Source organism: Vibrio sp. SCSIO 43137 (genome assembly GCF_028201475.1).
GTDB lineage: Bacteria > Pseudomonadota > Gammaproteobacteria > Enterobacterales > Vibrionaceae > Vibrio.
The window spans coordinates 388,330-415,036 of record NZ_CP116383.1 but is presented as its reverse complement, the minus strand read 5'-3'; the positions used below and the strand labels follow the sequence as shown (position 1 = coordinate 415,036).

Genomic DNA, 26,707 nt, shown 5'->3' with positions numbered 1-26,707 from the left:
TCTTGAATTGGTCACTCAGTTCATTGATACCGAATGTTTCCGAAGAAACTATTTGATTATCATCAACGAGTGCCCACACAGATTGATAGGTTTAAATTGTTAAAGAGCTTTGCTTTAAGCGGCCATTTGGTCTCTCAAAGCGGACGGCCATTTTAGCGAGATAACCTTCTGTGTCAAACACTTTTTGCAATTTTATTTCACTTTAATTTAAGTGGATAAAACCGACCCGGTTATTGCCTTTCAGCCTTGTTATCAGTAGCGCTTCTCAGTGAAGTTTGCCGTGACAACGGAGGCGCATTATAGGGAGAGATTTTCCCTTGGCAACCTCTTTTTTAAAAAAAACTGAGTTTTTTTCTATTTAAATTGATATACAGACTTTCACACTGAACAAGCACAACTTATCCACTTCGCCCTGTGGATAAGTACGTTTTTACTCGTCGCTGTCAAAGAAATAAGAGATTCGTGAACGCGGATTCAGATATTCACGTACCTGATCGGGAAGTTTACTAGGCAAAATAGCAGAAACAATACGGATATCTTTATCAGCCAAGTCAACAATCGGAGCCTGAGTACGTGGCACATTCACATCATATAGCAGTACATTCGGGAACAGGATGTTGCTGCCGTTAACAGAGATAACCATGCCGATCATGCTATTTGATAGCTGTACAACGGTGCCCGGAGGGTAAACCCCCATAAACTTGATCAGGATATTAAGGTTATCCTGATTATAAAGATGCTTCTGATTCTTATATAAGAATGACAGCGCTTTATAAGGAATCTTCTGTTCGCTGACTATGTTGCTATGGCACAAGTTGTCATAGGCGTTTGCTAGAGCGACGATTTGTGCCATCTCATCTATAGCCTCCCCTTTCAGTCCATCCGGGTGACCAGAACCATCCAGTAGTTCATGATGCTGATAGATAATATTCTTAGCACTCTCCGGAAAGCCATTTATTGCCTGAGCCATATCTAAGCCATACTTAGGGTGGAGGTTAAGATAATTCTTCTCTGGTTCAGTCAGCGGGGTCTGCTTTCTTAAAATTGCCGTCGGAATTTTGATTTTTCCGATATCATGGAATAAGGCACCGAAAGCGATCTCTTTTATTGCCTGAGGGCTAAGCCCTTTACTCTTAGCAATCATCATCGCCAGAATGGAAACATTCAATGAATGGAAGTAGATATCTTCAAACTCGCTTTTTCCATTCATCAGGTGCAAAGTCACGTTGTCATCAGAAAGTAGCTTTTCGACTATATCATCAACCATCAAGGTCGCTTCATCGACCGCAGACTCCGGACGGTTACGTATCTTAGACATTACAGAGCGGAGCTGAGACAGAGAGCGCTCAAATTCCTTTTCACAATTAATCACTCTGCGCCGGTATGAGTTGAGCTTATCGATACGAGACTGCTTCTCTTCCCACATCTTTTTCGCTTCAAGATCTATTTGCTCGTTTACCTCTGTGCTCTCAGGTTGGCTTTCGACTGCGGGAAGAGGGGCTGAATCACTTTGACTTGGATCGATATAGACATGCTTAATACCAAGATGCTTTATCATATTGATCTGATCTTGGTTCTTTAGCTTAAAACTGTTGAACAGGAATGGATGTTCATTCCATTTTACCGGCAGTCGCACATATAAGCCCGGCTTAATTCTATCAACGGTAATCTTGATGCTTGCCACTATCTGAACTTATCCTTGCTACTCTACTGAACATAATTCTATATAACAGAACCAATAAAATCATCACAGAAAAGGACAACTGATCTGCTCTTTTATTAAAAAGCAGCTCAATTGCAACTATATAAGAAAAGAAATCTACGACTGGAACTGCTTAATTAGCCTTTGTAACGCTTCCAGATTATTGACCAACAGGCTGGTGCGGGAAACAGAGGATTTAGACACCTCCAGAGTTTCATCTGCCAACGACTTAATATTGACTACATTACGGTTAACCTCTTGGGTTACTCCGGCCTGTTGATCCACTGCCACCGCTATCTGATGGCTATTATCGGTTACCACAGTTAATAGGCGGGTAATATTGGTAAGGACTTCCCCGGTCTCATTTGCCCTGCCGGTACACTCATTTGATAGTTCACCACCTCGGCTCATAATTGCAACTGCATCTTTTGCTGTCGTCTGTAGCTGAGCAATCATGGTATGGATTTCGTCCGTCGAAGAGCGGGTTTTGGTCGCCAGAGATCTCACTTCATCAGCTACTACAGCAAACCCCCTTCCCGCTTCACCAGCTCTGGCAGCTTCAATTGCCGCATTTAGCGCCAACAGGTTGGTCTGCTCAGAAATATTACCGATCACTTCAAGAATGCTTTCAATCTTCTCGCTGTTCTGCGCCAGATTATCGATCACTTCCCTTGAGCTCTCTAATTCAGCTGCCAGTTGCTCAATAACACCTATAGTAGTGGCGATACTTTCCAGACCTTTTTGAGACTCTCTGTTTGCTTCTTCTGTCACTTCTGAAGCTGCCGTTGCGCTACTGGCCACATCCTGAATAGAGTGGGTTAATTCTTCTACCGCAGTGGCAACTTGCTCTGTCTCACTGAACTGCTGGCTCAGGCTCTGTTCTATGGACTGCAGTGTGGCAAACTCATCTTCAGCATCGACCAGAATTTTTCCTGCTGTTTCTGCGGTTCTGCCTGAAACCGCCCTGAGTTCTGCCTTTCTCATCATCAAGGCAAGCTCGACCTGAGAGCAGTCATCAAAATAGCCTGTGTACGGTTTTTCCATTAAAGGGTTATGGTAAGAGTCGTTCGCCAGTTGCTTAATGGTGTTAAATCTCTTCTTCTGGTAAAGAGTTGATGCTATCAACGCTACGGCAATAACAGCCGTCAGGGATGCCACATAAATTGGGCTAACTCCGGCGAGCATTAACAATGAACAGGCCAGAACAAGCAGTGCCATCACGATATTAATAGAAAACAGTGGCAGGCGCTTCTGGCTGATCTTTTTCCCGGCATTGATATTCTTATACAGTTCAGCAGCACGGTTAATCTGCTCATCGGTAGGTTTTGAGCGTACTGACTGGTACTCCGTTACTTCGCCTTTTTCGTTCTTAATTGGGGTAACAAATGCTGATACCCAGTAATGCTCATCACCATTGCACTGGTTCTTTACCAGCCCCATCCAGCTCTGGCCAGCCTGAATATACTGCCAAAGCTGAGCAAATGCCGCTTTCGGCATATCTTTATGTCTGACGATATTATGTGGTTGATCAACCAGCTCTTGTTCCTCATACCCGGCAACCTCGCAAAAAACGCTATTGGCATAGGTAATATGGCTTGACGGGTCTGTGGTGGAAATAAGGTTGGATTCTTTCGGATAGTTTTTGTTCAGCGGATCGCTGGCAGCGCTATTTCCAGACATAGACACTCTCTACTTATTGGCTTGACGGAGAAAGTGATCTTTAGCACAGATTAGCTATTGATTAGATTGATAATTATCAACTTAGTGTCGATAAATCGCTCAATATTGAAATTGAATCACATTAATTACGAGATATCGGTTCAAAAAATGCATTTTTTTACATATTGGTAACAGCAGGCCGCAGCCTGCTGTTTTGTTATATCTTCCCCGGTTACATCAACCATTTCCACCAAATAAACACAAATAAGAACCCGAACAGATAGGCGAGCCCCAGCCAACACAATGCCTTCATTCTGTTTGACAAAGCAAGTTTCCCTTTCAACTGAGAGCTTGCTATTAAGCGGTAATTAAGAAGAGCGAATACAGGGGTGGTCATAAATGCAAGAATCATGGCAAAGTTCAGCATGGTCATCAGAGCTGATGTAAAGAACATCAGAATAGCCATAGCTACCGCGCTCACGACTAACATCCAGCTATTATGGAATTTTCTCTGCTCAAGTTCTTTACCTTGAATAAGCAGTTGTGCTTCGGCGAGAGAGCGGGCATAGCCATCAATAACGGTAATAGTACTGCCGAAAATACAGAAGAAAGCAACAATAGCAATAAGGTATCTGGACCATTCACCGATAGTTAGCGCATACATACTTACCAACTGATGCGAAAATCCGATTCCCGATGTTTTTAGTTCCTGACCATTGCCGTGAAGCACTAAAGCACCCAAAGCAAGAAATACTACCGCCAGAATAGCGGTTCCAATATAGCCGACATTAAAATCACACAGTGCAGACTCTGCTGTTACTGTCTGCTGTTTTCTCTGGCTCTTTAGCCAAAGTGAAGTCAGGCAGGAGATCTCTATCGGGGCTGGCATCCAGCCCATCATAATAACAATAAAGCCGATAGCGGCGATATTCCATGCAGAAGGAGACTGATAATCAGCCGGCGCAACAGCACCATTTGAAGAGGCAATAACTACGGCACCAACTGTTGCTACAACAAGTACTGCCATAATGGTCTTAGATAACTTATCCAGCGCTTTATAGTGCCCGGCCAGCAATATTGCCAGACAAACTACAGCGATAATGGCTGCATTTGCGGTTAAAGAGAGCTCAAGAGGAGAAAAATAACCAAAAAGGCTGGCACTAAATAGCAGTAACGCAGCTGTATTAACCACCGCTGAAATTGCAGCCAGAGCGGTAAACATCCATAGGTAGCCCCGCCCCATCTCACGATAGCCTTCAATCAGGCTTTTTCCCGTTCCCATGGTGTACTGCACACCGGCACGGAAGAAGGGATATTTAAACAGGTTTACCAGCAATATAACTACAGCGAGTTGCCAGCCATAGATAGCCCCGGCTTTAGTTGATGCCACCAAGTGAGAACCGCCGACGGCTGCTGTTGCCATCATTATTCCCGGTCCTAAAGAGCGTAATAGTTGCTTTATACCTTGCCTGTTATCGACACTGTCTACAGCAGCTGAATTTTGCATGATTCGATCCTTGTAATCACTGCTTTTTCAAAATTTCAATAGCTTAACTAAATTCCAAAAAAGCCACTATTTTCTGGTTGTGCCGGCTATTCTTCCTCTAAAACCTAACTATATCAACCATCACAAAACCAGCTAACAGAGTAATCATCTAATATTTAAAAGATCAGTAACATATTAAGTAAATACATTACTCCAATTACAGATCGAAAATAGTGTAAATAGTCTAAAAAAAGCCATAAAAAATATTCCACTATTTGTATAACTGGTTTTACAGAGAGCAACTAACGGGGAGTAATAAGGTTACAGAATCAGAGCTGCCTCTCAAACTAAAAAGCGGCATACGACAAAGCTGCCGCACACCGCTTTATAAAATTCTTGTCGTTCTCTGTCAGGCAGTGATCACAACCCGGACAGCCAGAGCAATCAGAACCAGCCCGGATAATCTGTCTATTATCCTTGCGTTATTTCTTAACCTTTCCAGAAGAAGCGACGAAGAGAGCATAAATGTGATTAAGGTATACCAGAGGCCATCAACCAAAAATGGCGTCGCGACAACAATTGCCCTGCTGGAAATATCAGAACCTACCGCAACAAACTGACTAAATAGCGCGATAAAAAACAGCATGATTTTCGGACTGGTAAGGGAAACAAGAAATCCTTCCCGAGCGGACTGCCAGACACTCATTTTCTCACCAGATTCCAGTTTAGCGGCAATCCCCCCCTTTGAACGCAACGCATTCAAACCGAGATAAGCCAGATACGCTGCACCGGTAAGGCTTAGGATTTTGAACAAAAGCGGAGACTGATGCAGCAGTGCTGCCAGACCAACAATAGTAATTAATGCATAGATTGCAATACCTAACGCATGTGCCCATGCAGTCGCGATACCATTTACACGACCACCAGCAAGGCTGTGTTTAGCAATAATAGCGAGGCTTGGCCCGGGAGACATAGCGCCCAGCAGGCAGATGGTGAATAAAGAAAGCCAAATAGTAAATGTCATTACTACTCCTTGATGTTCAATAAAGTTGCTACAGAAAAACGAGCGCTATTTTCAGCTCAGGAGAGCCTAACAACCCTTATTCATAATTAGAAATCATTTTTGGTTATCAGGGTCATGACTATAAGTTATAACCTATAGAGTATTCCGATTTTATAAGAGCCTTAAACACCCTATCTCTCAACCACTGATGAGCAGGATCAGTATCGTATTTAGGATGCCAGACCAGCCAATACTTCTGCACCGGAAGCGATAAAGGCAGCTCTCTGTAAACGATAGACATATCCCGCGACAAACTTTTTGCAATATGCTCAGGTATCACCAAAAGGTGCTCACTTCTGCTAAGGGTGTTCAGGGCTGAAGAGAAAAATGGCAGCTTAAGAGCAACATTTCTTGATAAACCAAGGGATGAAAGTGCTTTATCGAAATAGATATCTTTGTCACTGCCTCCGGTAACCACGATATGGGCAAAAGCGAGAACATCCTCTAAGCTCAAATCTTCTTTGTTACTTAAGGGATGAGTCTCTTTCATTACAATAACCGGGCTGTCCTGGCCTAAAAACCGGCTGGATAATCCATCCGGCGCCTCAGGTAGAATAGCGGAAGCGAGGTGAACTTTACTGTTGGCCAACTCCGAAATCCATTCTGATTGCCACATTACATATTCCAACTGTCCTGCCGGTGCCAAAGAAGTGATGTTTTCCGCAAGCTCAGGAAAAATATACTCCGCCACATAATCACTGGATGCAAAAGTCAGTTTCCCTCTCCAGTACCGTGGCTCAAATTTATCGTCTTCCAGCAAGGAGTCGAATTCTGCAAACAGACGGCTCAGCTTCTCCTTCAATTCAATGGCCTTAGGAGTCGGGTAAAGATGATTTCCATCCCTGACCAGCAGAGGATCAGAAAAAAGCTCTCTTAGCTGGGCAAGTTGCCGGCTCACCGCAGACTGAGAGATATTCATACGATGAGCAGCCTGAGAGACATGGCATTCATCTAACAATATATAAAGAGAGCGCAGTAAATTGAGATTGATTTTATCCAGCATAACAGAGAACAAGTCGTAGAACGGATTCCCCGAAAGTAGACTATTTTACTAAGCCGATACAAGTTATTTGTTTTTCGAAACAGAAGTTTGCAGCGGCAGATATAAAAAAACCCCGTTGCGGGGCTTCAGAGAATATGTTGTAAGCTGCTATTTTTGCTCACTATTCCACTCTTCAGACAGATAGTGTCTCGCTTCACAGCAAGGGCAGTACGGCAGTGTTTTGTTATCATCATCAATATCTACAGCCAGTCTGCATTTCTCACAAATATAGGCGCCTTTTCCCGGCTTATCTCCTGTAGAAAACATTCATACCTCCTTTGTAGAATATTTACTGGAACCATTATCACTGCAACTTCTACTCCATCAGAATTACAGCGTTTGCTAATATTAACCTTGCACCCGCAGGATCAAAAATAATCTAGATCAAAAGCGAAATAAAACAGTTGCATATCCAACACAAAATTATGAAAATAATCGAAAAAATATCCGCCGACCCTCATTAAGAGTGCATTTTTATCTTTGTTCACCATAAAAAATGAGAACCCGTAGGTTCTCATTTATAGCTAGCTCAGAACAGAGTTACCTCTACTCCTGATATTCAAACTCATCAATAATCACTTCTACACGACGGTTAGCCATACGGCCCTCCGGAGTGTCATTTGATGCCTTAGGATTGTTTTCACCCTCACCTTTAACTGTGATTCGTGAGGACTCAATACCCTGAGAGTATAGATAATCAGCTACTGACTGAGCACGTCTTTCAGACAGTGACTGGTTGTACTCCGCAGAACCCCGTGAATCCGTATGGCCAATGATTTCTGCATTTGCCTGAGGATACTTTTTCATGATTCCCACTAACCAATCAAAATACTGCTCACTGTTCGCAGCCAGTTTGGCGCTATCAGTATCAAACAGCTCAACACCGTACTCTTTAAACATCTTGGTCGATTTAACTGGTGCAGGTTTAGCTGGTTCCGGTTCTGCAACCGGCTCTGGTTTCGGCTCTTCTTTCACAACAGGAGCGGGAGCAACAGGCATTGGCTCCGGTGAGCTGGCTCCGAAGGTATATGTCAGCCCGAGAAAGACAGAATTAACATCAAGACTCTGGATAAATGCATCAGTAATATTATTAATACGCTGATACTCCAGACGAACAGACCACTCAGGTGTATAGTCATACTCAACACCTACTGCCGCAAGTAACGCTTCATCGTCATAGCTATCGTAATCAACAAACGCCAAACCCAGCTTACCGTAAACATCCACTATCCCTGCAGGCAGTGTTAATTTAGGAGCAAGAGTAAACGCTTTCAGGTTATCATCGACAACATAGTTTGTTCCTACATGGGTAAAATTAGACTTAAAATCACCCAGCACATCATAACCAGCTTCAATTCCGAGCATCTCTGTGAAGTTATAACCAGCGTAAACACCTCCGCCGATCGCATCATCATCACACGAACTGCTTACTGAGCAGGAATCATCCAGCCATGACTGACCAAGCTTACCACCCAGATACATCTCTGCTGAAACCACTGCGGGTAGTGCGACTATAAGGCCGGATGCAAGCACTGCTAACTTTTTCATACTTTGTCCTTTTTTATGAGTTATTGTTTTTAATGAATCCGTGAAAATTGTCTATAGGCTACTGATATTAGATAGGTTAGGCCACCTCCCGGGATAACAGTTAGTCACTATTTCCTGCTTTTCTAACTTTTGAGGCAACAAACTCCGCCAGCAGACAAACAGAAAAATAGTGCCTGAAATCAATAAACTTTAAAAAACAGAATCCACTTACACTATTGTAGGTTAGCATATAGGCTATTCCGTGAGACGCTGATCAAAAATCGATTAGAGAATTTAGGTTAATCAACAATGGCAAAACTAACTTTACAAGAGCAGATGCTAAAAGCAGGGCTCGTTAACGCGAAAAAACTCAAAAAAGCGAAAAAGGGTTCCAAGAAATCCCGGGTTCAGGCAAGAGAAGCCAAAGAAGCTGTAGAGCAAAAAAAGGCAGAGCAACGTGAACGCGATATCGAACTGAATAAGCAGAGAGCAGCTGAGCAGCTGAGCAAGGAGCTAAAAGCTCAAATCAAGCAGCTGATTCAGATGAATAAAATCGACACTAAAGACGGCGAGATAAAGTACAACTTTACCGACGGCACTCTGGTTAAGTCCCTCTATGTGACCGAAGAGATCAGGCAGCAGCTCATTAAAGGTAACCTCTCAATCGCCAAATCTGAAGAGAGCTACGTAATTATCCCGTCGTCGGCCGCAAAGAAAATTGCTGAACGCGATGAAGAATCTATTATTGAAAATAAAGCTTCTTCTGAAGAGCAGCTTGATGAAGATGATCCATACGCTGACTTCGTAGTTCCAGACGACCTGATGTGGTAATAGCCTGTTGCAGCAGAACGCTGATATAGAAAAACAGCCCTATACCTCTGGTACAGGGCTGTTTTTTATCGTATTTCAGAAAAGCTTACTGTTTCTGGCTAATAGCATACAGGCGGTGCGCCTGCTCCATTGACTCATGGCTTACCGAGTTAAATACACCGGCATCTTCCACATTCTGGTTAGAAATAGTACGGATACGTTCGGCCAGTTCATCGACACTTTCCGTTACTTTTGCCTGCTCTTCCGTTGCCGCAGCGATGCTGGTTGCCCTGTCTTTAATATCGTTAAATGCATTAACAATATCTTCATACTGGGCACGGGTCTCATCAGAGCGATGATTCACTGTTTCTGACAGCTCACGACAACCATCAATAACACCTACCCCTTCTTTTGCCGCATCCTGCAGCTTCTTAATCATACTCTCAATCTCAACTGCTGACTTCTGAGTACGACTGGCCAGAGTTCTCACCTCATCGGCGACCACAGCAAACCCTCGCCCGGACTCACCGGCACGGGCAGCTTCGATAGCAGCGTTAAGTGCCAGCAAATTGGTCTGCTCAGAAATATTCATAATAACATCAAGGACAGAGCCGACTTCCTGAGAGTCCTGAGACAATCTTTCAACGGCTTCAGAAGCTTCATTTAAGTTATTAAACAACTGATTAATAGACTCAGCACTTCCCTCAATAAGCTCGAAGCCACTGTTCACCATTTCAGAAGACTGTTCGGTAATATTGGCGACAGAAACGACATTCTGCGATACATCGGCTGCCGTCGCAGACATCTGATTAATTGCCGTGGCCAGTGTGTGGTTTTCATCCATCAGCAGATTGGCTCTCTCTGTGGCTGAGCTACTAAGCTGATTGATGGATTCAGCATTATTCTTAACCTTTTCAGCCTCATTCTGTATCTGAAGCAGCAGCTCAACCAGATTATCACCATAGTCATTAATCGCTGCGCACAAGGCGCCCATCTCATCCTCTCTTTTCACTTCCAGCTTGTTATCAATATTCCCTTCCACCAAGGCTTTAACTTGTTGAGTGGTAGATTTTATCTGGCCAATCAAACGATTACCGGCCAGCAATAAGATAGCAACAAAGACAACAATCAGAGTTACCAGAGAGATATAGAGAGCTTTTGTCAGGGTATATACTGACTCCATTGCAACGGAAGCAGGCAGAATAATACCTGTACGCCACCCTTGTTCCGCCAGGGTATAGGTGACGAGAATAGATTCATCATCAGCTATCACTCCTTCACCCAGCTCTACAGGTTTACCGTCACGGCGCTCCAGAGCTTCAACAAACGGGGCAAGAGTTTTGTCCGACTTAGCGATATCCTGCAGAGTCTGCATAGAGAGGTTGTCAGAGCGTAACATTGGCAGTGAGATCATTTGGTTAGCCTGATCAACCACAAACCCATACGCGTTCGAAGATGCGTTTTCAGCCAGAATCAAGTCATCCAGACCTGCCAACTCAACATCAATAGTAGCCACACCCCAAAACTGACCATTTCGTTCTATCTCTACCGAGCAGGTCACCATCTGGATATTTGAAACAGGATCCGTATAAACAGCAGACCAGACACACTGACCGGGAGCTGTACCTTTAGCATCCTGATACCAGCTTTCAGCCTGATACGGGCTACTGGAAGCAGCATTATAGTCATCAAGTAACTCGAATTTACCCGGTCCGGTCTTAGCCCAGAAAAGCGAAGCCTTCTCCTGACCGGCAATAAGTTTGTTCGGCTCAGGCCAGATACCTCCTCCCGCAACGCCTGTTCCGCTGGCGATAAGTGGCTCTAGCTGACTAATAAACTGAGCAGGCTCCAATGGCAATACTTCAACTAAAGAAGCAAGGTTTCTGGTGAGTACTGCTGTTTTAGCCAGCTCTTTTGCAACGGTTTCTCCCGTTGTCTGGGCCTGAAGTTCAGCATTCTCAATAGACTGTTGACGAATAACAGGTGTGGCAAAGTATTGAATAACAATAAACAACACCAGCAATGCAGCAAGTAACAAAGAGATACTCCCTGCGAGTAATTTATGGCGAATTAACACGTACCTAGTCCTCTGATTAATATAAGTTAAAATGGCTTTTAGCTTTTCAGATCAGCTTGTGTAAATATCCGCTACCCTGCAGCAAAGTCAGAGCAGTTAAGCCAAGTAGGTGTGATTCGCATAAAGTTCTTGCCAAATAATCACTCCAACAAATTTGATTATGGATACAACAATCCTTTTTGTTGATAAATTGGCTTATAGATATTAAGGGTATTTATAATATCTTGTAATAAAAAACAAAAACTTGATGGGCACCTCTATTTACCAGCTTAAGCAACTTAATTAACAGCAACGATACTTTGTTTAAAAAAACACTTATTAAAATCACATCTTGACGGCAGAGCTTTCAACTACTTTTTCCTGTTAAATCGTTATATCGAACTAATTTTATATAACGAAAAAAGACTACAAACCACTCCTAATGAAAGCTAAAATATTCCTTATTATACAAATCTTTATCAACAAATTTCTCAATAAGAACTCTAATAATTAGTCAATAACTAAAGGCTTTAGCACAATGTCCATCAAACAAATGCTGTACGCGATACTGGCAATAATCATAGCCGGGCTCGTCACTCTTATGATTAGTGCCAATACTCTGGTGTCAAAAATTGAAGCTTCTATAGAAGCGTCTGTGTATGTCAGTGAAGTAAAAGCAGACATGCTTACTTTACGTAAAAATGAAAAAGATTTTCTGTCCCGCAAAGAGCTAAAATATAGCGAACAATTCAATAATAACTTTCAGGTTCTGCTGGAAAGCCTGAATAAACTGCAAGATAAATTAGACAGTACGAATATTGAATTTAAAAACCTTACTCAACTGACTTCAGCCTTTAACGAATACAATCAGGGATTTGAGCAGTTAGTTAACATTCAGCAGCAAATAGGGCTGGATGAAGAGAGTGGTGCATACGGAACATTACGAAAAGCTGCGCACAATATTCAATCCATGACTCAAAGCCTGAATAATCTGGCTCTGGAAAAACAGCTATTATTGCTGCGTCATTATGAGAAAGATTTTATGTTGCGTTTTGAAAAGAAATACGCACAAAAATTTGATCAGCAGCTCAGTGAAATGCGACTCGCTGTTGAAAATGACCAGTATGCCAGCCAGCAACTTTCTTCTCTGCTACAAGAGTACCAGACTTCTTTCCAACAGTTCGTCAACTTATCAGAGCAGAAAGGGCTCAGCGCTCAACAAGGCATTATAGGTAATCTGCGAAGTGCCATTAAAGCCACTGAATCTATGTTGGCAGAAGAGGCCGGATTACTTGAAAGTAAAATTGCCGCCGTGCGTGAAGAGACCAAATACATACTGACCACGTTAAGTCTCGGGCTGGCCATCACTATCGCATTGATTGTGATTGTAATTTCTAGAACCATATCCAACCGCCTGAGTAAGGTCATCGTCACTATGGATGATATCGCTCAGGGAGAAGGTGATCTCAGAGTCCGGCTGGATGAAAAAGGCAAAGACGAAATCGCAACGCTAGGCCGTTCGTTTAATATCTTTGTCGGAAAAATTCACAATACTGTCTCCACAGTCGCGACAGCAACAGAGCAGTTAGCTTCAACCACAGAAGAGATGTCTGCCGTGATGCAGCAGACTCAGGAGGGAGCCAATAAGCAGCACAATGATATCAGCCAGATAACCGCTTCTATCGAAGAAATGAATGTTACCGTTCAGGACATCACCAAAAACTCAACTCAGGCAGAAGAAGCCGCTATCACTGCCAGACACGAAGTTCATCAGGGCTGCACCGTTTCTGAGTCGAGCATAAACAATGTCACTCTGCTCGCCAACGATGTCAGCAGCACGACCAATGTGATAGAAAAACTGGTCACTCATAGTCAGGACATCAGTGGTGTTCTGCAGGTTATTGAGGAGATTGCCGCTCAAACCAACTTACTGGCACTCAATGCAGCAATTGAAGCGGCAAGAGCTGGTGAATCAGGCAGAGGATTTGCCGTGGTCGCTGATGAAGTACGCACTCTGGCAATGAGAACACAGGAAGCGACGCAGGAAATACTCTCTATTACTGACGGCATACAAGCCGATGCGGAAACGGCTACCAAGGTGATGGCAAATAACCAGAAGCAGGCGCACGATACGGTTGCTCAGGCAAGGCTGGCCAATGAGGCATTACTTAATATCACCAACTCAGTTGAAACAGTCAGTGATATGAACAACCAGATTGCAGTGGCGACAGAGCAACAAAGCCAGACCAGCGATGAAATAAGCCGCCATATGGCCGATATCAGCCAGATCTGTCACAACTCAGTTGCAGGGATAAACCAACTATCTGTCGCTAACAAAGAGTTGGTGCAAATGACCCTTAACTTAAAACAGATGGTCAATGAGTTTAAGCTCTGATTACCCTTTCTTTTAACTTGAAAAGCTAGCTAGTTAATAGCTAAACGCCGGCCGGTAGCAGATACTCTGTTACCGGTCGGTCTGTTTTTATCTCTCCTGAAAATCTCTGAAACTCACTCCGCCTGAAAAGATCCTGAAAACATGTTGTACTTCACAGTATATTTTATACTTAAAAGTATTATTTAGACTATCAAGTATAAAGAGTAGACAGAGATGAACCAGAAAACCGCAAAACCAATCGTATTAGACCAACAGGAAGTGGAACAACTTCTGCCTCAGTTAGACGTTAAAGCTTTAATGAAAGGGCTGTTTCTCGCTCTGTCGCAAGGTAAAGCCGTTCAACCGGAACAGACATTAACCCTGTTTCCGGAAGGAAAAGGCGACAACATTACCTACCTTGGTGTACTGGCAGAAGAAGCCGTATACGGAGCAAAACTCTCTCCTTATATTGTTACTGAGCAGGCTCCTGTTATTACCGCATGGACAAATCTGATGTCGATGAAAACAGGTCTGCCACTGCTTCTGTGCGATTCAGGGCAACTAACCATTGAACGCACAGCGGGAACAACGGCTCTGGCCGTTGACTGCCTTGCTAAAAAACAAGCCAGCCAGCTAGCGATAATCGGTGCGGGTAATGTAGCCCTTGCGCACCTGCGCCATGTTCTCTCTTTAAGGGAGTGGAGCAGCATTAAAGTATTTGCACCGGAGCTTAAAGAGAGCCCGGCACTTCAGGATAAAGTATGTAGTCTGGATCCTCGTGTACAAGTTGCCGACAGCTCTGAGCTGGCAACAGAAAGTGCAGATGTAGTCATGCTTTGTACCTCTTCTGCCGGCCCGGTAATTACAGAACAGCAGATCAAATCAGATGCACTTATTACCTCGATCAGCACCAATGCGGTTAATGCCCATGAAATTCCGCCGCAACTTCTTGGCAAAGCAGACGTATACTGTGATTACAAGCAGACAACACCTGCAAGTGCCGGAGAAATGTGTTTAGCTAAAGAGCAGTTTGGCTGGCAAAGCTCATCGATCAAAGGTGATCTTGCCGATCTGGTGAGTGAACAGTGTGATCTTCCTGACTATGACAAGCCTGTTTTCTTCCGTTCTATCGGCTTAGGACTTGAAGATGTCGCCATAGCAAACGGCATCTGGAAGCTCGTTAATAACGGCAATTAACCCTATTTTAATCAGTTATAAGCAAGGTAAACAAAATGAAAATTAAAGAGTTCGGTGTTGAGATCTGGATGAATGAGTATGAGAACACATGTCTCTATAATCTGGCAGAAACCTGCGTTGAATCCCTTACGGTTGAACAACTGCTTGATATGGCAGGAAAGCGTGAAACCATTATTGACGAACTACTGCCGATGAAGCTGACTTACGGAGCAATCGAAGGCTCCGACAGGCTAAGAAACAATATCACTCAGATCTATAAAAACCAGAAACGTGACAATATTCTGATCACTCATGGTGCCATTGGCGCTAACGCCCTGATCCATGAAACTCTGGTTGAACCGGGAGACAGAGTGGTTTCCGTTCTGCCTACCTACCAGCAGCACTACTCTATCCCGGAAAGCTATGGCGCTGATGTGCAGATTGTTATGCTTAAGGAAGAGAATAACTTTCTGCCTGACCTGAACGAACTAAAGTCTCTGGCAACAGAAAAAACCAAACTGATCACCATTAACAACCCGAACAACCCAACAGGTGCGCTAATGGATGAGGACTTCCTTAAACAAGTAGTTGAAATTGCCCGCTCTTGTGATGCCTATCTGCTATGTGATGAAGTTTACCGCGGAACAGACGCTGACGGCGACGGATTTACCGCTTCTGTAGCGGATCTGTATGAAAAAGGCATCAGTACAGCAAGTATGTCTAAGAGCTTCTCACTTGCCGGTCTGCGTCTGGGCTGGATCGCAGCACCGGAAGATGTCATCCATGCTGTCACTATCCACCGCGACTACAATACTATTAGCGTCGGTATGCTGGATGACCATTTTGCCTGTATCGCTCTTGAGTGCCGCGATCAAATTCTGCAACGCAGCAGAGAGATTTGCCAGACAAACCGGGAAGTACTGGATGCATGGATTGCGAAAGAGCCGTTAATCAGCTACGTAAAACCAAAGTCAGGCACCATTGCACTACTTAAGTACGATCTGGATATGAGCAGTCGTGATTTCTGCGTCAAACTACTGGAATCTAAAGGCGTTATGTTTACTCCGGGCAGTGTGCTTGAAATGGAAGGCTATGTACGAATCGGTTATGCCAATAACCCTCAGGTACTAAAAGATGGTCTGGAGAAGGTGTCAGAGTTTCTGGCTGAAATAACCCAGTAACTGTTACTTTCTCAGCGACAAAACAGAAGAAGTCAGGCTCAGGCCTGACTTCTTTTATTACCCCGTATTACTTTTTAACCTGACTGCTTAATCTCTCTCAGATAGTTAAATACGGTCGCCCTTCCCATGCTAAGCACATTGGCAATATAGTCAGCAGAGCTTTTTCCGTTAAAGGCACCTTGTTGATACAGTGCCGCCACCAGCTCTCTTTTCTCCTGTCTTGAGAGTGAAGAAATGGTCAAGCTTCTTTCTGTAAGCCAACTATGAACATAGCTATTTACTTTATCCTGCCAGTCATCGTGGAACAGTTTTTCCGGCTGAGGAATAAGGTTCTTAATCGGCAGAAGAAGCGACAAAGCTTCCTGAGCAGCCTGAACCGGAGCGGTATTCATATTGATACAGAGCATACCAATCGGACTGCCCTGTTCATCTCTTAATACAGTACTGGTTGAGCAGATCTTCTTACCGTCCCAGTTGAGCTTTTCATAAGGGCCGATTACCGTTTCTGTCTGCTCGAAATTGACATCATCCAGTGAAGAGGGATCACCTATTTTCCGCTTAGAGATATTATTAGCGATATGCACCACACTCTGACTCTCAAGATCATGAATAATGACCTCTACATAATCAGAGAACAACAACGCAATACCATCTGCCACCGAAGCATAGCGTTGTAGCAGTATTTCAGCGTTTGAGGCGTTATTTTCCTGAGGCATATCTGTTACTCATCCGGTTATTACAACATCTGAGCTGAATACTACCTAGGGGAAAAGTGCTTGTATAGCGGGATATTAAGTCCGGTTTCTCATAATCAGAATTAGCTGCCATATATAGAAAAGGTCTGACGTTAATGCCAGACCTTGTTAACTTTTTGCGCTAAGAAAAGCAGCTTACTACTCTAAAACTTTCTTGATATTACTGCGCAGCAATTACCGACAGTTCAACCAGAATTGAGTCGCGCGCCATTCTTGCTTCTACACAGGCTCTTGCCGGCTTTTCACCCTCGGCTACCCATGCATCCCACACCTTATTCATAGCGGCGAAATCTTTCATATCACGGATATAGATGGTTACAGACAAAATCTTATCTCTATGGCTGCCCGCCTGTTCCAGTAGTACGTCTACCTTATCCAGACAACGCTGAGTCTGCTCTGCAATATCCCACGCTTCATCACCGGCCGTCTGTCCACAAAGGTAGATAGTGTTGGCATGTTTAACAATACGGCTCATACGTTCTGTAGAATCAATTCGTTCAATACTCATTTATTTGGTTCTCTTTACTCTATTATTTATAAAATATTGCTTTATAAGACTTTTCGTTCAAAACGGTCGATACGGAAAGCCTGAAGATCAAAGCTTGTTTTACCTGTTAATATCAGGTCGCTCATTACCTGCCCCACTACCGGCCCCATCTGGAAGCCGTGAGCAGAAAATCCGAAGGCGTGATAGGCATTGGCACTTCTGACACTCTTACCTATCACCGGCAGGTTATCCGGCATATAGGCTTCTAATCCTGCCCACATACGGTTAACGGAAGCGGTTTTCATAATGGGGAAAAACTCGATGGCGTTTTTAGCTCCTACTGCCAGCTTGCTGTAGTCAAGACGTGTCTTATTGTTATCACGATCAGCAAAGCCTTTTGCTCCCCCGCCAATCAGTACGGTTCCGTTTTCAAACTGTTTAAAGGAGAGAGGACGGCTTACCGCACCAACCACAGGCCCGGCGAAATGCGGCATTCTGCCGGTGATCATCAGCATAGGTGCACTGTATGACATAGGTGCATTATCACCAATCATTACCGCCACCTTGTCAGCCCATGCTCCGGCACAGTTGACCAGTTGCCCCGCTTCGAACTGCTTAGTATCGCTGTTCACCAGCCACGAGTAGCCCACTTTTCTGATCTTCTGAATACAGTGGCCTTCATAAAACTGCGCACCAAAACGAAGGGCGGCGTTTTTAAAAGCAAAGGTAGATTTATAAGGGATGGCGTAACCATCATTCTCTGAAACCACACCGCCGACACAAACAGGATTTACATGAGGCAGACGCTCCCTTAACTCTTTTTGATCCAGAATCTTTTCGTGGCTGTAGCCCTTCTCTTTCAACATCTTCTGGCGTTCATTCAAAGTGTTCACATCCGCTTCGTCAGCAGCGATATTGATCAATGAGCGCCGCCTGAATCCGGTATCGCCCTCCAGCTCTTCATCTAGTGTCTGCCAGCGCTGCATGGAAGCAAGGCTCAGCTCTATCTCAGCCGGATGACGGCCAAGTACCCGTACACCACCGGCGTTAACACCAGAGGCGTGTCTGGACACATGATCTTTTTCAATAACTGCCACTTTTACCCCTTGCCGGGCAAGGTGGTAGGCCGTTGAGCAGCCCTGAATACCACCACCAATCACAATCACATCAAGCTTCATGGTCTGCCTCCTGACTAAGGGGTTGAGAGTTTGGTTCTTTGTGCTGAAAATGGCTTAGCTCTTCCAGCGTCAGCAGGCGCATAGGAGAACGAAGACGGTAGTAACCAATTTCTGCCACCGGTTTGTTCTGCCACTTTGCCAGCAACTCGCTGACGGTGTGACCGCACTGCCTACCCTGACATGGTCCCATTCCGCAGCGGGTAATGCCTTTCAGGGCATTGGGTTCAACTGCACCTTGCTGGAAACCAATTTTCAGATCCGCAACGGTTCTCTCTTCGCAGCGACAGACAACAATATCGTCGGCCTGCGGCACTCTATGCTGCTCTGATGGCCGGTAAAGCTCATCAATAAAGCGGCGAAAACGATTTAACTTTTCAAGGGTGCGGCGGGGTTCGCCTGCCATTGAATCTCGGGATGATTTGGAAATTTTGCCTAACCTGTGTAGCAGGTTAGCCGCGGTGACAATACCGCTATACTCTGCACCGTCAGCACCGACAATTGCGCTGCCGTCTCCGGCAACAGAAATATTGGACACAGAGCTCTGCCCCCACTTATCCAGAACCGGATGCCAGCATAGCTGCTGCTCACACCACTTATGCTCCAGCCCTAATGCACGGGTAAGGTTGAGGTTCGGGATAACCCCCTGATGCAAAAACAGGTGTTCACACTCTATCTCATGCTGTTTTTGTCCCTGACGGAAGCTTATCGATTCTGCCTTTTCTTTACCCCTGATCTGAAGATCTTCGGCAAAGCGATAAAAAGGGATGCCGGAACGCCGGATTTCGTTCAGTAGGGTAAGCCCTTTTGCCACCATGGCTGGCTGGGCAAAACTGTCTGCAGCTTTAGTCGCCGCTTTCAGATAACTGGCTTTCTCTGTGGTATCCACTACAGCTTTTACTTTTACGCTTAAGCGAAGGTACTGAGCCACAATCACATACAGAAGTGGTCCGCTGCCGACAAAAACAGCATCGTCTTTTACCAGCCCGTCACTCTTTAACATCACCTGAGCACTACCGGCGGACATAACTCCGGGCAGATGCCAGCCCTTAACGGGAAACGGCCTCTCCATTGCTCCGGTCGCAGCAATAATCTCTTTGGCTTGCAAAGATTGCGTCTGGTTATCAACGGAGTAAAGAACCTCTCCGTCATCTCCGACATGCCATACACTGGCGTTAAAAATCACCTCAGCATCACAGCGGTTAAACTCATCTACCAGCGATTCACCTTTGCTGTAATCTTTACCCAGGACAGCAATATCAGGCAAAGGGCTGTTGCTGACATTGCGGTATATCTGCCCGCCGGCGGCAGGCTTATCATGAATGACAACCACAGAGGCACCATTTGCAGAAGCGGTAATTGCAGCCTGCATTCCGGCTGGCCCTGCACCAACAATGGCAATATCGTAACTCTTCATCTGTCTGGCCTTTTTATTCTGGTACATCACTGACCGTTGCTTCGGTAATCTGCTGTCTGCAAATCACCATTCCTGATACAACCGTCTTCATACAGGCTTGCTGATTTGGCATTCCGTCAATTTCCACTAGACACTCAAAACAGACACCCATTGCACAGTAAGCTGAACGCTTCTGCTCTGTTACCGGGGCTAACCGCGTTATGGTCTGATCATGCAGAGCCAGTGCCGTCCAGACAGAAATCCCTTGTGGCACCTGATAATCAGTACCGTTAATTGTTATTGGGATATAGTCTGATTTTGCTGTTGAGAGAACCCGAAACATCTCATACTCCAAGCTGAATTTGGCTTAAAAAGCGCGTGCTTAACCGGCAGATAGCAAGTAGGGACTATCTGCTGGCAGCACAACGCAAAGTTAACAGTGAAAATTATTGGTGAGCGGAATTACTTCTCGATCTGGTTCAGGATGTTCTGACCCCACTCCGCACCAACATCATTAAGGATTTGAGGCCATACATCTGTACGTACCTTCTTAGCAACATCAGACAGCTGAGCATCAGTCAGTTTCACGATAGAGGCACCGTAGTCAGCCAACTTCTGCTCGTAATCAGCCTGATCCGCTTCAGCTTTGCCCCAGCGTTTCTGCTCAAACTTAACCGCTTGTTCCTCAAGGGCTTTACTCTCAGCATCATCCAGATCCGCCAGCGTTTCGCTGTTGACAATCATGTACCACACTTCAAAGTGCGTGTTCACAGGGATATAAGTCTTAGTTACATCACGGAAAGAGGCGTAGTAACCCTCTGCACCAGAACCAATCACACCATCTACCACACCAGTCTGAACCGCAGTAAAGGCTTCAGAGAACGGGATTGGAGAACTGATATAGCCAAGGGCGTCACTGGTCAGCTGGAAGCTCTTGATACCCGGTACACGAACTTTGATACCTTTAGAAACCGATGGATCACCCGGTGAAACGGCATCACGGTTTAGTGCCACGCCACCAAAGTAAACCGGGTACGCTGCCAGCATAGTAATGTCCTGCTTGCTATACAGCTCCTTCATTGCATTGTAGATAGCACCACCCGGTCCGTAGATCTTACGAGCCTGTTCCCAGTTTTCCGCTACATAAGGGAAAGCACTGATCTGCATCTGACGTGAAGCGGCTGTCGCGGCAGGCTGAACCGCCATATCAATAGCGCCTACTGAGATACGCTCCTGTACGGTTGTGTAGTCACCCAGCGCACTGGCTGCAAAGATCTTGATCTTAAGATCGCCATCTGTCTCTTTTGCTACATCACTGGCAAACTCTTTCAGTTCCAGATCAATAATCGCACCTTGTGGACGGATATGGCTGATCTTTAATGTTTTTGCCTGAGCAATTCCGCTCAGCCCCATAGCACCTGCTAACAGGCTTGCGATAATCGCTTTTTTAACTGTTACACCTTGCATAAGGTTCTCCTTGCGTTACTTGTGTTTCACGTTTCGGCTGCAATCCTGCTGCCATTATTGTTATCGGTTAGAGTATTAATTTTTCCTGTGTTACTTAGTCCGGTCTGTTAATAACCAAAGAAAGCAGGCAGGAATAGTGATAAGTCTGACCAGAACGACGTCAGGAATACCACTGGCAGATAACCCGTTACTATCAGTAGCAATGCAGGCTTAATCACTTTAGTGACTTCCACATTACCGACACGGGCACCTAAATAGAGAATGGATGCGTATGGCGGAGTCACTCCTCCCATCGCGGTGTTTACCCCCATGATTGCCGCAAACTGAATCGGGCTGATACCGATCGCCTGCATAAGAGGCAGAAGTAGTGGTGCAATCAAAATAATCGCTGTTACGTCATTGACGACCATGCCGACAAAGAACAGCAGGAAGTTAATCAGAATCAGCAGAACAACTTTGTTATCTGTAATTGAGAAGATGGCTTCCACCAGCTCCTGAGGAACACTCTCTAAAACAAACATCTGCGACAGAATCATACTGAACAGAATCATCAGCATAATGGCACCTACCGAAGTAGAGGCTTCTTTACCTGCACCCAGGAATGTTTTGATATCCAGTCCCTTATAGATAAGGAAACCGACAGGTATGGCGTAGATAACCGCAACAGCAGCAGCTTCAGTCGGTGTCATTACACCGCCGTAGATTCCACCCAGAATAATCACCGGCATCAGTAGTGCTGGTGTCGCCTTCAGACCACGGTTACTGACCTCAGCAACAAACTCTGCACCTTTTGGTCTGTCTTCAAGTACCAGCGGGAACTTACGTGCCTGCCAGATATTCACAACTGAGAAGTTAGCCATAATCAGCAGACCCGGGCCCAGAGTGGCAAGGAAACAAGCCAGAATAGAAGTATCTGTTACCCAGCCATAAACAATCATTGTCACACTTGGCGGGATAAGCAGGCCAAGCAGTGACGAGTTGGCAATCAATGCTGTCGCATACGCTCTCGGATAACCTTGCTTCTCCATCTCAGGGATCAGCAGCGGACCGATAGCCGCAACACCAGTTAGGCCGGAGCCGGAGATAGCACCGATAAGTGCACAACTCACGGTTGCAACCACACCCAGACCACCACGTAAATGGCCGACAAAAATGTTAACAAAGCGGAGCAAACTGGCGGCTATCCCGCTGACGCTCATTATGGTACCGGCCAGTACAAACAGCGGGATTGCGAGCAGTACAGGGTTTCCGAGCTGTTGAAAGCCCCACAGCATATTTCCCTTCATGGTGACATCACCAAGGAAATACATGACAGCTAGTCCACCACCGAAGCAGTAAGGCAACGGAATACCCAGCGTTAATAAAATGACCAGAACAGCCACGGCTAATAATGCTATTTCAACCATTGTTATAAATCCTTAGATACTTCCGGAGTAGATAAACTACGTATGTGATTAACCAGATGGATGGCGGTATAAACCATCATCAGAATAAGTCCGACAAAGAGGGCAACGTCTACATAGAAGGTTGGGATATAAAGTGTTGGGCTCTCTTTCCAGACCCGAAGTGAATATTTTGTAAAATCCCAGGCCCAGTAAATTAACCATGATCCAATGATCAGGCTGATGGTTTCACCAATAATGGCAAGTATGGTTTTCTGCTTTTCACTGTGCAGAAAGATATCCAGAACGTTGGCTCTGATATGGGAGTTTTCACGCGAAGCATTCGCAGCCCCCAATACATATAGCCATAAGGTTGGATAGAGTAGAGTTTCATCCAGCCCCATCACCGGAATTTCCAGCACGTAGCGTGTTATTACCTGTACAAACTGCCCTAAAGCGACCAAGCAAATTAGTCCAGTGAGCAACAGGCTCACAAATCGATTCATTCTCTTTCATTGCCCTTTTGTTATTTTATTGTTAACAGTGTTACAATTCGAAAATATAAAATCAAAACAATAAAAATAATAATTCTATAAATAAAATTTATAGGTTCGATAAGAACTCTGTTTAACCCTAGGAAATGTAATGAATTTAAGTATCCGACAGCTGCAAGCCTTTCGTGAAGTGATGAGAACCGGTTCCATTTCTGATGCTGCCCGCACTTTAAACCGCACCCAACCGGCCGTGAGCGCAATGATTTCAAGCCTTGAAGAGGAATTAGGCCTGGCTCTTTTCGAGCGTCAGAGGGGCAGATTGACCCGTACTCCTGAAGCTTCTTACTTTCTGGTTGAAACAGAAGCTATTTTAGAGCGTTTAGTGCGCACATCCCGCACCATGCAAGAGCTGAGCAACTTACAAGAAGGTCAGTTAAGAATTGCCTGTATGCCAGCTTCGTCACAATTTTTGATTCCCAGACTGGTTGCGGACTTTGTTAAGGAAAAACCCAAGGTGAAAGTCTCAATAATGATGAGAGCTTCGTCAGTTATTGAAGAGTGGGTAGCATCGCAGCAGTATGATTTAGGCTTGGCGGAACTGCCGGCACCAAACAGTGCTATTTCAAGCATTCCCATAGATATGCGATGTGTCTGCGCCATGCGTGTCGATGATCCGCTGGCAAAGAAAAAGCAAATTACCCCTAAAGATCTCTGCGGAAAGCCGCTGGCGACCCTTCAGGAAGAGCACCCTAACCTGCTTGCTACCCGTAAGGCATTTGCAAAACATAAAGCCAAATTTAACGCCCGCTTCGAGCTGAGAAACTTCCAGCCGGCACTAAAACTGGTTGAAGAAGGGCTCTGTTACTCAATCTGTGATCCCATGACCGCTGATAGCTACTTTGAATATAAGATGCAGAACCCGGAGCTGACTTTCCGTCCATTTACGCCCAAAATAAATCTTTCGGTCGGGATACTGACCCCGTCTCACCGCCCAGCCTCATTGTTGACCACAGCATTTATCGACATACTTCATCAACACCTTCTGGAAATTGATCGCAGATTTAACGCATCCTAAACCCGACAAAACGGCAACTCTCTATAAAGGCGTTGCCGATTTATCCGTATAGCCGTCACTTTGAAAAAATCACTCCTGAAAAAGGGGCAGATTTTCAGAAATTTCGCTTATAACACCATTGTTTCCAAGAAGATAAGGCAAGATGTCATCTTCTGCTAATGGTCTGGAAAAGTAGAAGCCCTGAATATACTGGAAGCCTATTGAACGGAGTATTTTCAATTGAGACTCCTCTTCTACCCCCTCAACAATGACACTCATACCAAGGTTGTTTGCAATCATCAGCATAGATTCGAGCAAGGGGATCACGTTGGAATCGTCATACAGGCTCTTAATAAACACCTTATCGATTTTCACAACGCTGAAAGGGTACTGACGGATAAAATTAAGACCTGAATAACCGGTACCGAAATCATCTACTGCTATCTTTATTCCGTATGAAGAGAGTGTGGTCAGGTTACGTTTCAACACAACCAACTCTTCTCTGGAGAAGTTATTATCTTCCGTTATCTCAAAAACAAGCTGAGGCAGACACTGCGGAACCGACTCAAGATAAGCCAGTAATTTATCCATAAAGGATTGTTTCAGAATCACACTACGGCTGATATTGACGCTGATATAGCGACTGTTTAACAGCTCTTCATGCTGTTGCATAAATTGGCAGGTCTTAACAATTACCAGATGCGTTAGTTGCTCAATAATGCCGACTTTTTCTGCCAGGGGAATAAAAATGGCCGGAGAGATACTCCCGCGGATAGGGTCATTCCAGCGCAAAAGTGCTTCACATCCGATGCACTTGCCACTATCTGACTCAACGATAGGCTGATAGTTAAGCTGAAAGTAGTCGTTCTCAATAGCCTGTTCCAGAGAGTGCTCGAGACTGTAGGTAGAAACTTCACTCTGCCGGCGATATAAAAACCATGCAGACAGCAGGCTGGCCAGCACTATCGCTTTCCAGAAATGAGCAAGGAAGTAATCCAGATAGTAGTCAGCATCGGTTTTCACTTCTATCTCTAACGGGTAAATAGCAGACTTCTGTTGAAATATGTCAAGAACCGTTTTATCACTCTCCATCATCAGGCTTCTAGAGATCACTTTAATATCAAAGCGTAATACATCACTTTTTATTGCAGAACGTACGATATCAATGATGTATCTTGGCGGAATAACAATACTGGCGCCTTTCTCAGCCGGGCCGGTAAACAGCAACATAACACTCTTCTCTTTACTGAACTTTGTCCGGGTGTAAGAGAGCGTAATTGAATGCTCATCCAGCCTTTCAAGAATGGTCTTATACAGCTGAAAAGAGACCGCACTGCTATTGCTGGCACAGTACATCCTTCCCTGTCTGTCAAACAGACCAATCTCTTTTATGGTATCAGAATGAAAAACGTTTCTTCTTAGCTCAGTAAGAATATCAGCACAGCTTAGCCCTGCATTATCTGGCTGCAAAAGATAAGCGAGCTCACTGCGGATGTTATCAAAATGAGCTTCAACACTTGAAAGGGCACGCTGGCTGGCGGTAAATGCCTGACGTTTAGCCATATAAAAAGAGCTTATACCCGCCAGCAGTACAATAAACAGAAAGATGATAACAAGCTGAAAATCAACCCTTCTCTTCAGGTTGGAAAAGAAACGGCCGGACTCAGACCTGCTGTAGGAATTGTTAGTCATTTATATAATGGCAACCTGTCACTGACATTGTTTTGTTATTTATAGTTCTATCTTTCAAACTCAAACTAGTCACAAATCCAAAGCAAGTCAATCTTCCCCTTTAGACAACAAGTAACAATTTGATGTAGCTATCTTTTTTTCTTATCCGCTATGAAACAGAGCGAACAAACCTCTGCTCTAATCTACTGTCGCGATACTAGTGGACAACTTTTCTTTACCGGGGAATATTTTATTAAACGAAACGGAAAATCTGTTTAAAAATCCGCTTTTTAATTTTCAAAGCCGCCAGCCTGAAAAGCGTTATTTATTAACGAACATAAACATTTGAGAAAAACACAAATCAAACATAGAAAAAACTAACACTTAAAACCATTTCAGATAATTAAGTATAAAAATATCCATATAGCAGCACAAAAAATAGATATAAATTAATAATACAATCATTTCAGCTTCATATAACCAAATAGGATTCCTTATATAGATTATTGTTTAATTAACTTAATATTAGTGAAATATCCCCTAACAAAATCCACTATAAGAAAAAATCATATACTATTGTTTTTTATATATTTATATAGCATTTAGCATTTCAATATATCCACCTAGACACTTTAGTAAACACTAATTAAGTAGCTAATACCTAACAAAAAGGCACTTCACAAGCCAAACCCACTCCAAAGCAGTAAAAAAGTTACATAATTTTAACATTATGCGCTCCAGATCACGCAA

At 44.4% G+C, this 26,707-nt stretch carries 22 protein-coding genes; 5 read left to right on the top strand and 17 right to left on the bottom strand.

Translation table 11 applies throughout. The features are described from left to right. Positions 1-430: 430 nt before the first annotated feature. The 7 genes from PK654_RS01985 to PK654_RS01955 all read right to left on the bottom strand — a co-directional run bounded on the left by PK654_RS01985 (position 431) and on the right by PK654_RS01955 (position 8,500). Positions 431-1,684 (bottom strand): HD-GYP domain-containing protein, encoded by a 1,254-nt coding sequence (locus PK654_RS01985; protein WP_271697413.1) that lies wholly within the window; start codon positions 1,682-1,684, stop codon positions 431-433. A gap of 135 nt (positions 1,685-1,819) precedes the next feature. Continuing rightward, positions 1,820-3,382: a methyl-accepting chemotaxis protein gene (locus PK654_RS01980; RefSeq protein WP_271697412.1), complete on the bottom strand. Its 1,563-nt coding sequence runs from the start codon at positions 3,380-3,382 to the stop codon at positions 1,820-1,822. A 211-nt stretch (positions 3,383-3,593) separates the two neighbouring features. Next, positions 3,594-4,868, bottom strand: a complete 1,275-nt coding sequence (locus PK654_RS01975; protein WP_271697411.1) for an NRAMP family divalent metal transporter — start codon at positions 4,866-4,868, stop codon at positions 3,594-3,596. Positions 4,869-5,256: 388 nt separating this feature from the next. Further along, a complete protein-coding gene (locus PK654_RS01970) occupies positions 5,257-5,871 on the bottom strand; it encodes a LysE family translocator (RefSeq protein WP_271697410.1) in 615 nt (204 codons plus the stop codon). A 118-nt stretch (positions 5,872-5,989) separates the two neighbouring features. Next, the gene (locus tag PK654_RS01965) at positions 5,990-6,913 is read right to left on the bottom strand and encodes a LysR family transcriptional regulator (protein ID WP_271697409.1); all 924 of its coding nucleotides are present in this window, start codon (positions 6,911-6,913) and stop codon (positions 5,990-5,992) included. A gap of 147 nt (positions 6,914-7,060) precedes the next feature. Further along, positions 7,061-7,219, bottom strand: a complete 159-nt coding sequence (locus PK654_RS01960) for a hypothetical protein (RefSeq protein WP_271697408.1) — start codon at positions 7,217-7,219, stop codon at positions 7,061-7,063. 279 nt (positions 7,220-7,498) lie between these two features. Next, positions 7,499-8,500 (bottom strand): OmpA family protein, encoded by a 1,002-nt coding sequence (locus PK654_RS01955; protein WP_271697407.1) that lies wholly within the window; start codon positions 8,498-8,500, stop codon positions 7,499-7,501. Between the two features lie 288 nt (positions 8,501-8,788). Here PK654_RS01955 and PK654_RS01950 point away from each other — a divergent pair, with 288 nt between their 5' ends. Next, positions 8,789-9,310 carry a DUF2058 domain-containing protein gene (locus PK654_RS01950; RefSeq protein ID WP_271697406.1) on the top strand — a complete coding sequence of 174 codons (522 nt, stop codon included), beginning with the start codon at positions 8,789-8,791 and terminating at the stop codon, positions 9,308-9,310. A gap of 85 nt (positions 9,311-9,395) precedes the next feature. On the opposite strand, the gene PK654_RS01945 is transcribed toward PK654_RS01950, so the two are convergent. After that, on the bottom strand, positions 9,396-11,327 hold the full coding sequence (locus PK654_RS01945) for a methyl-accepting chemotaxis protein (protein WP_271697405.1): 1,932 nt from the start codon (positions 11,325-11,327) through the stop codon (positions 9,396-9,398). Positions 11,328-11,883: 556 nt separating this feature from the next. Here PK654_RS01945 and PK654_RS01940 point away from each other — a divergent pair. The 3 genes from PK654_RS01940 (at position 11,884) to PK654_RS01930 (ending at position 16,076) form a co-directional block, all read left to right on the top strand. Continuing rightward, positions 11,884-13,740: a methyl-accepting chemotaxis protein gene (locus tag PK654_RS01940; protein ID WP_271697404.1), complete on the top strand. Its 1,857-nt coding sequence runs from the start codon at positions 11,884-11,886 to the stop codon at positions 13,738-13,740. Positions 13,741-13,953: 213 nt separating this feature from the next. Next, a complete protein-coding gene (locus PK654_RS01935) occupies positions 13,954-14,916 on the top strand; it encodes an ornithine cyclodeaminase family protein (protein ID WP_271697403.1) in 963 nt (320 codons plus the stop codon). Between the two features lie 35 nt (positions 14,917-14,951). After that, on the top strand, positions 14,952-16,076 hold the full coding sequence (locus PK654_RS01930) for an aminotransferase (RefSeq protein WP_271697402.1): 1,125 nt from the start codon (positions 14,952-14,954) through the stop codon (positions 16,074-16,076). Between the two features lie 74 nt (positions 16,077-16,150). Here PK654_RS01930 and PK654_RS01925 read toward each other — a convergent pair whose 3' ends face one another. The 8 genes from PK654_RS01925 to PK654_RS01890 form a co-directional block, all read right to left on the bottom strand. After that, a complete protein-coding gene (locus PK654_RS01925; protein ID WP_271697401.1) occupies positions 16,151-16,792 on the bottom strand; it encodes a helix-turn-helix transcriptional regulator in 642 nt (213 codons plus the stop codon). Positions 16,793-16,991: 199 nt separating this feature from the next. Continuing rightward, positions 16,992-17,339 (bottom strand): RidA family protein, encoded by a 348-nt coding sequence (locus PK654_RS01920; RefSeq protein ID WP_271697400.1) that lies wholly within the window; start codon positions 17,337-17,339, stop codon positions 16,992-16,994. 41 nt (positions 17,340-17,380) lie between these two features. Beyond that, on the bottom strand, positions 17,381-18,496 hold the full coding sequence (locus PK654_RS01915) for an NAD(P)/FAD-dependent oxidoreductase (protein ID WP_271697399.1): 1,116 nt from the start codon (positions 18,494-18,496) through the stop codon (positions 17,381-17,383). Then, complete coding sequence (locus tag PK654_RS01910; protein WP_271697398.1) at positions 18,486-19,937, bottom strand: NAD(P)/FAD-dependent oxidoreductase; 1,452 nt, start codon at positions 19,935-19,937, stop codon at positions 18,486-18,488. The genes PK654_RS01915 and PK654_RS01910 overlap by 11 nt, the downstream gene beginning before the upstream one ends. Further along, a complete protein-coding gene (locus PK654_RS01905) occupies positions 19,924-20,232 on the bottom strand; it encodes a (2Fe-2S)-binding protein (protein WP_271697397.1) in 309 nt (102 codons plus the stop codon). Before PK654_RS01905 ends, PK654_RS01910 begins: the two co-directional genes overlap by 14 nt. Before the next feature lie 119 nt (positions 20,233-20,351). Then, entirely contained in the window at positions 20,352-21,356 is a 1,005-nt protein-coding gene (gene dctP / locus PK654_RS01900) for a TRAP transporter substrate-binding protein DctP (protein ID WP_271697395.1), read from the bottom strand. Positions 21,357-21,463: 107 nt separating this feature from the next. Further along, on the bottom strand, positions 21,464-22,762 hold the full coding sequence (locus tag PK654_RS01895) for a TRAP transporter large permease (protein ID WP_271697393.1): 1,299 nt from the start codon (positions 22,760-22,762) through the stop codon (positions 21,464-21,466). Positions 22,763-22,764: 2 nt separating this feature from the next. Then, entirely contained in the window at positions 22,765-23,244 is a 480-nt protein-coding gene (locus PK654_RS01890) for a TRAP transporter small permease (RefSeq protein WP_271697391.1), read from the bottom strand. Positions 23,245-23,383: 139 nt separating this feature from the next. On the opposite strand from PK654_RS01890, the gene PK654_RS01885 reads away from it, so the two are divergent. Further along, positions 23,384-24,307 carry a LysR family transcriptional regulator gene (locus PK654_RS01885; protein ID WP_271697389.1) on the top strand — a complete coding sequence of 308 codons (924 nt, stop codon included), beginning with the start codon at positions 23,384-23,386 and terminating at the stop codon, positions 24,305-24,307. 69 nt (positions 24,308-24,376) lie between these two features. On the opposite strand, the gene PK654_RS01880 is transcribed toward PK654_RS01885, so the two are convergent. Then, positions 24,377-25,978, bottom strand: a complete 1,602-nt coding sequence (locus PK654_RS01880; RefSeq protein ID WP_271697387.1) for an EAL domain-containing protein — start codon at positions 25,976-25,978, stop codon at positions 24,377-24,379. Between the last annotated feature and the right edge of the window lie 729 nt (positions 25,979-26,707).

Excerpts from the sequence above, each read along its gene's own strand:
- PK654_RS01980 (WP_271697412.1), bottom strand. The coding sequence starts at position 3,382 with ATGTCTGGAAATAGCGCTGCCAGCGATCCGCTGAACAAAAACTATCCG.
- PK654_RS01975 (WP_271697411.1), bottom strand. The coding sequence starts at position 4,868 with ATGCAAAATTCAGCTGCTGTAGACAGTGTCGATAACAGGCAAGGTATA.
- PK654_RS01970 (WP_271697410.1), bottom strand. The coding sequence starts at position 5,871 with ATGACATTTACTATTTGGCTTTCTTTATTCACCATCTGCCTGCTGGGC.
- PK654_RS01965 (WP_271697409.1), bottom strand. The coding sequence starts at position 6,913 with ATGCTGGATAAAATCAATCTCAATTTACTGCGCTCTCTTTATATATTG.
- PK654_RS01960 (WP_271697408.1), bottom strand. The coding sequence starts at position 7,219 with ATGTTTTCTACAGGAGATAAGCCGGGAAAAGGCGCCTATATTTGTGAG.
- PK654_RS01955 (WP_271697407.1), bottom strand. The coding sequence starts at position 8,500 with ATGAAAAAGTTAGCAGTGCTTGCATCCGGCCTTATAGTCGCACTACCC.
- PK654_RS01950 (WP_271697406.1), top strand. The coding sequence starts at position 8,789 with ATGGCAAAACTAACTTTACAAGAGCAGATGCTAAAAGCAGGGCTCGTT.
- PK654_RS01940 (WP_271697404.1), top strand. The coding sequence starts at position 11,884 with ATGTCCATCAAACAAATGCTGTACGCGATACTGGCAATAATCATAGCC.
- PK654_RS01935 (WP_271697403.1), top strand. The coding sequence starts at position 13,954 with ATGAACCAGAAAACCGCAAAACCAATCGTATTAGACCAACAGGAAGTG.
- PK654_RS01930 (WP_271697402.1), top strand. The coding sequence starts at position 14,952 with ATGAAAATTAAAGAGTTCGGTGTTGAGATCTGGATGAATGAGTATGAG.
- PK654_RS01925 (WP_271697401.1), bottom strand. The coding sequence starts at position 16,792 with ATGCCTCAGGAAAATAACGCCTCAAACGCTGAAATACTGCTACAACGC.
- PK654_RS01920 (WP_271697400.1), bottom strand. The coding sequence starts at position 17,339 with ATGAGTATTGAACGAATTGATTCTACAGAACGTATGAGCCGTATTGTT.
- PK654_RS01915 (WP_271697399.1), bottom strand. The coding sequence starts at position 18,496 with ATGAAGCTTGATGTGATTGTGATTGGTGGTGGTATTCAGGGCTGCTCA.
- PK654_RS01910 (WP_271697398.1), bottom strand. The coding sequence starts at position 19,937 with ATGTACCAGAATAAAAAGGCCAGACAGATGAAGAGTTACGATATTGCC.
- PK654_RS01905 (WP_271697397.1), bottom strand. The coding sequence starts at position 20,232 with ATGTTTCGGGTTCTCTCAACAGCAAAATCAGACTATATCCCAATAACA.
- dctP (WP_271697395.1), bottom strand. The coding sequence starts at position 21,356 with ATGCAAGGTGTAACAGTTAAAAAAGCGATTATCGCAAGCCTGTTAGCA.
- PK654_RS01895 (WP_271697393.1), bottom strand. The coding sequence starts at position 22,762 with ATGGTTGAAATAGCATTATTAGCCGTGGCTGTTCTGGTCATTTTATTA.
- PK654_RS01890 (WP_271697391.1), bottom strand. The coding sequence starts at position 23,244 with ATGAATCGATTTGTGAGCCTGTTGCTCACTGGACTAATTTGCTTGGTC.
- PK654_RS01885 (WP_271697389.1), top strand. The coding sequence starts at position 23,384 with ATGAATTTAAGTATCCGACAGCTGCAAGCCTTTCGTGAAGTGATGAGA.
- PK654_RS01880 (WP_271697387.1), bottom strand. The coding sequence starts at position 25,978 with ATGACTAACAATTCCTACAGCAGGTCTGAGTCCGGCCGTTTCTTTTCC.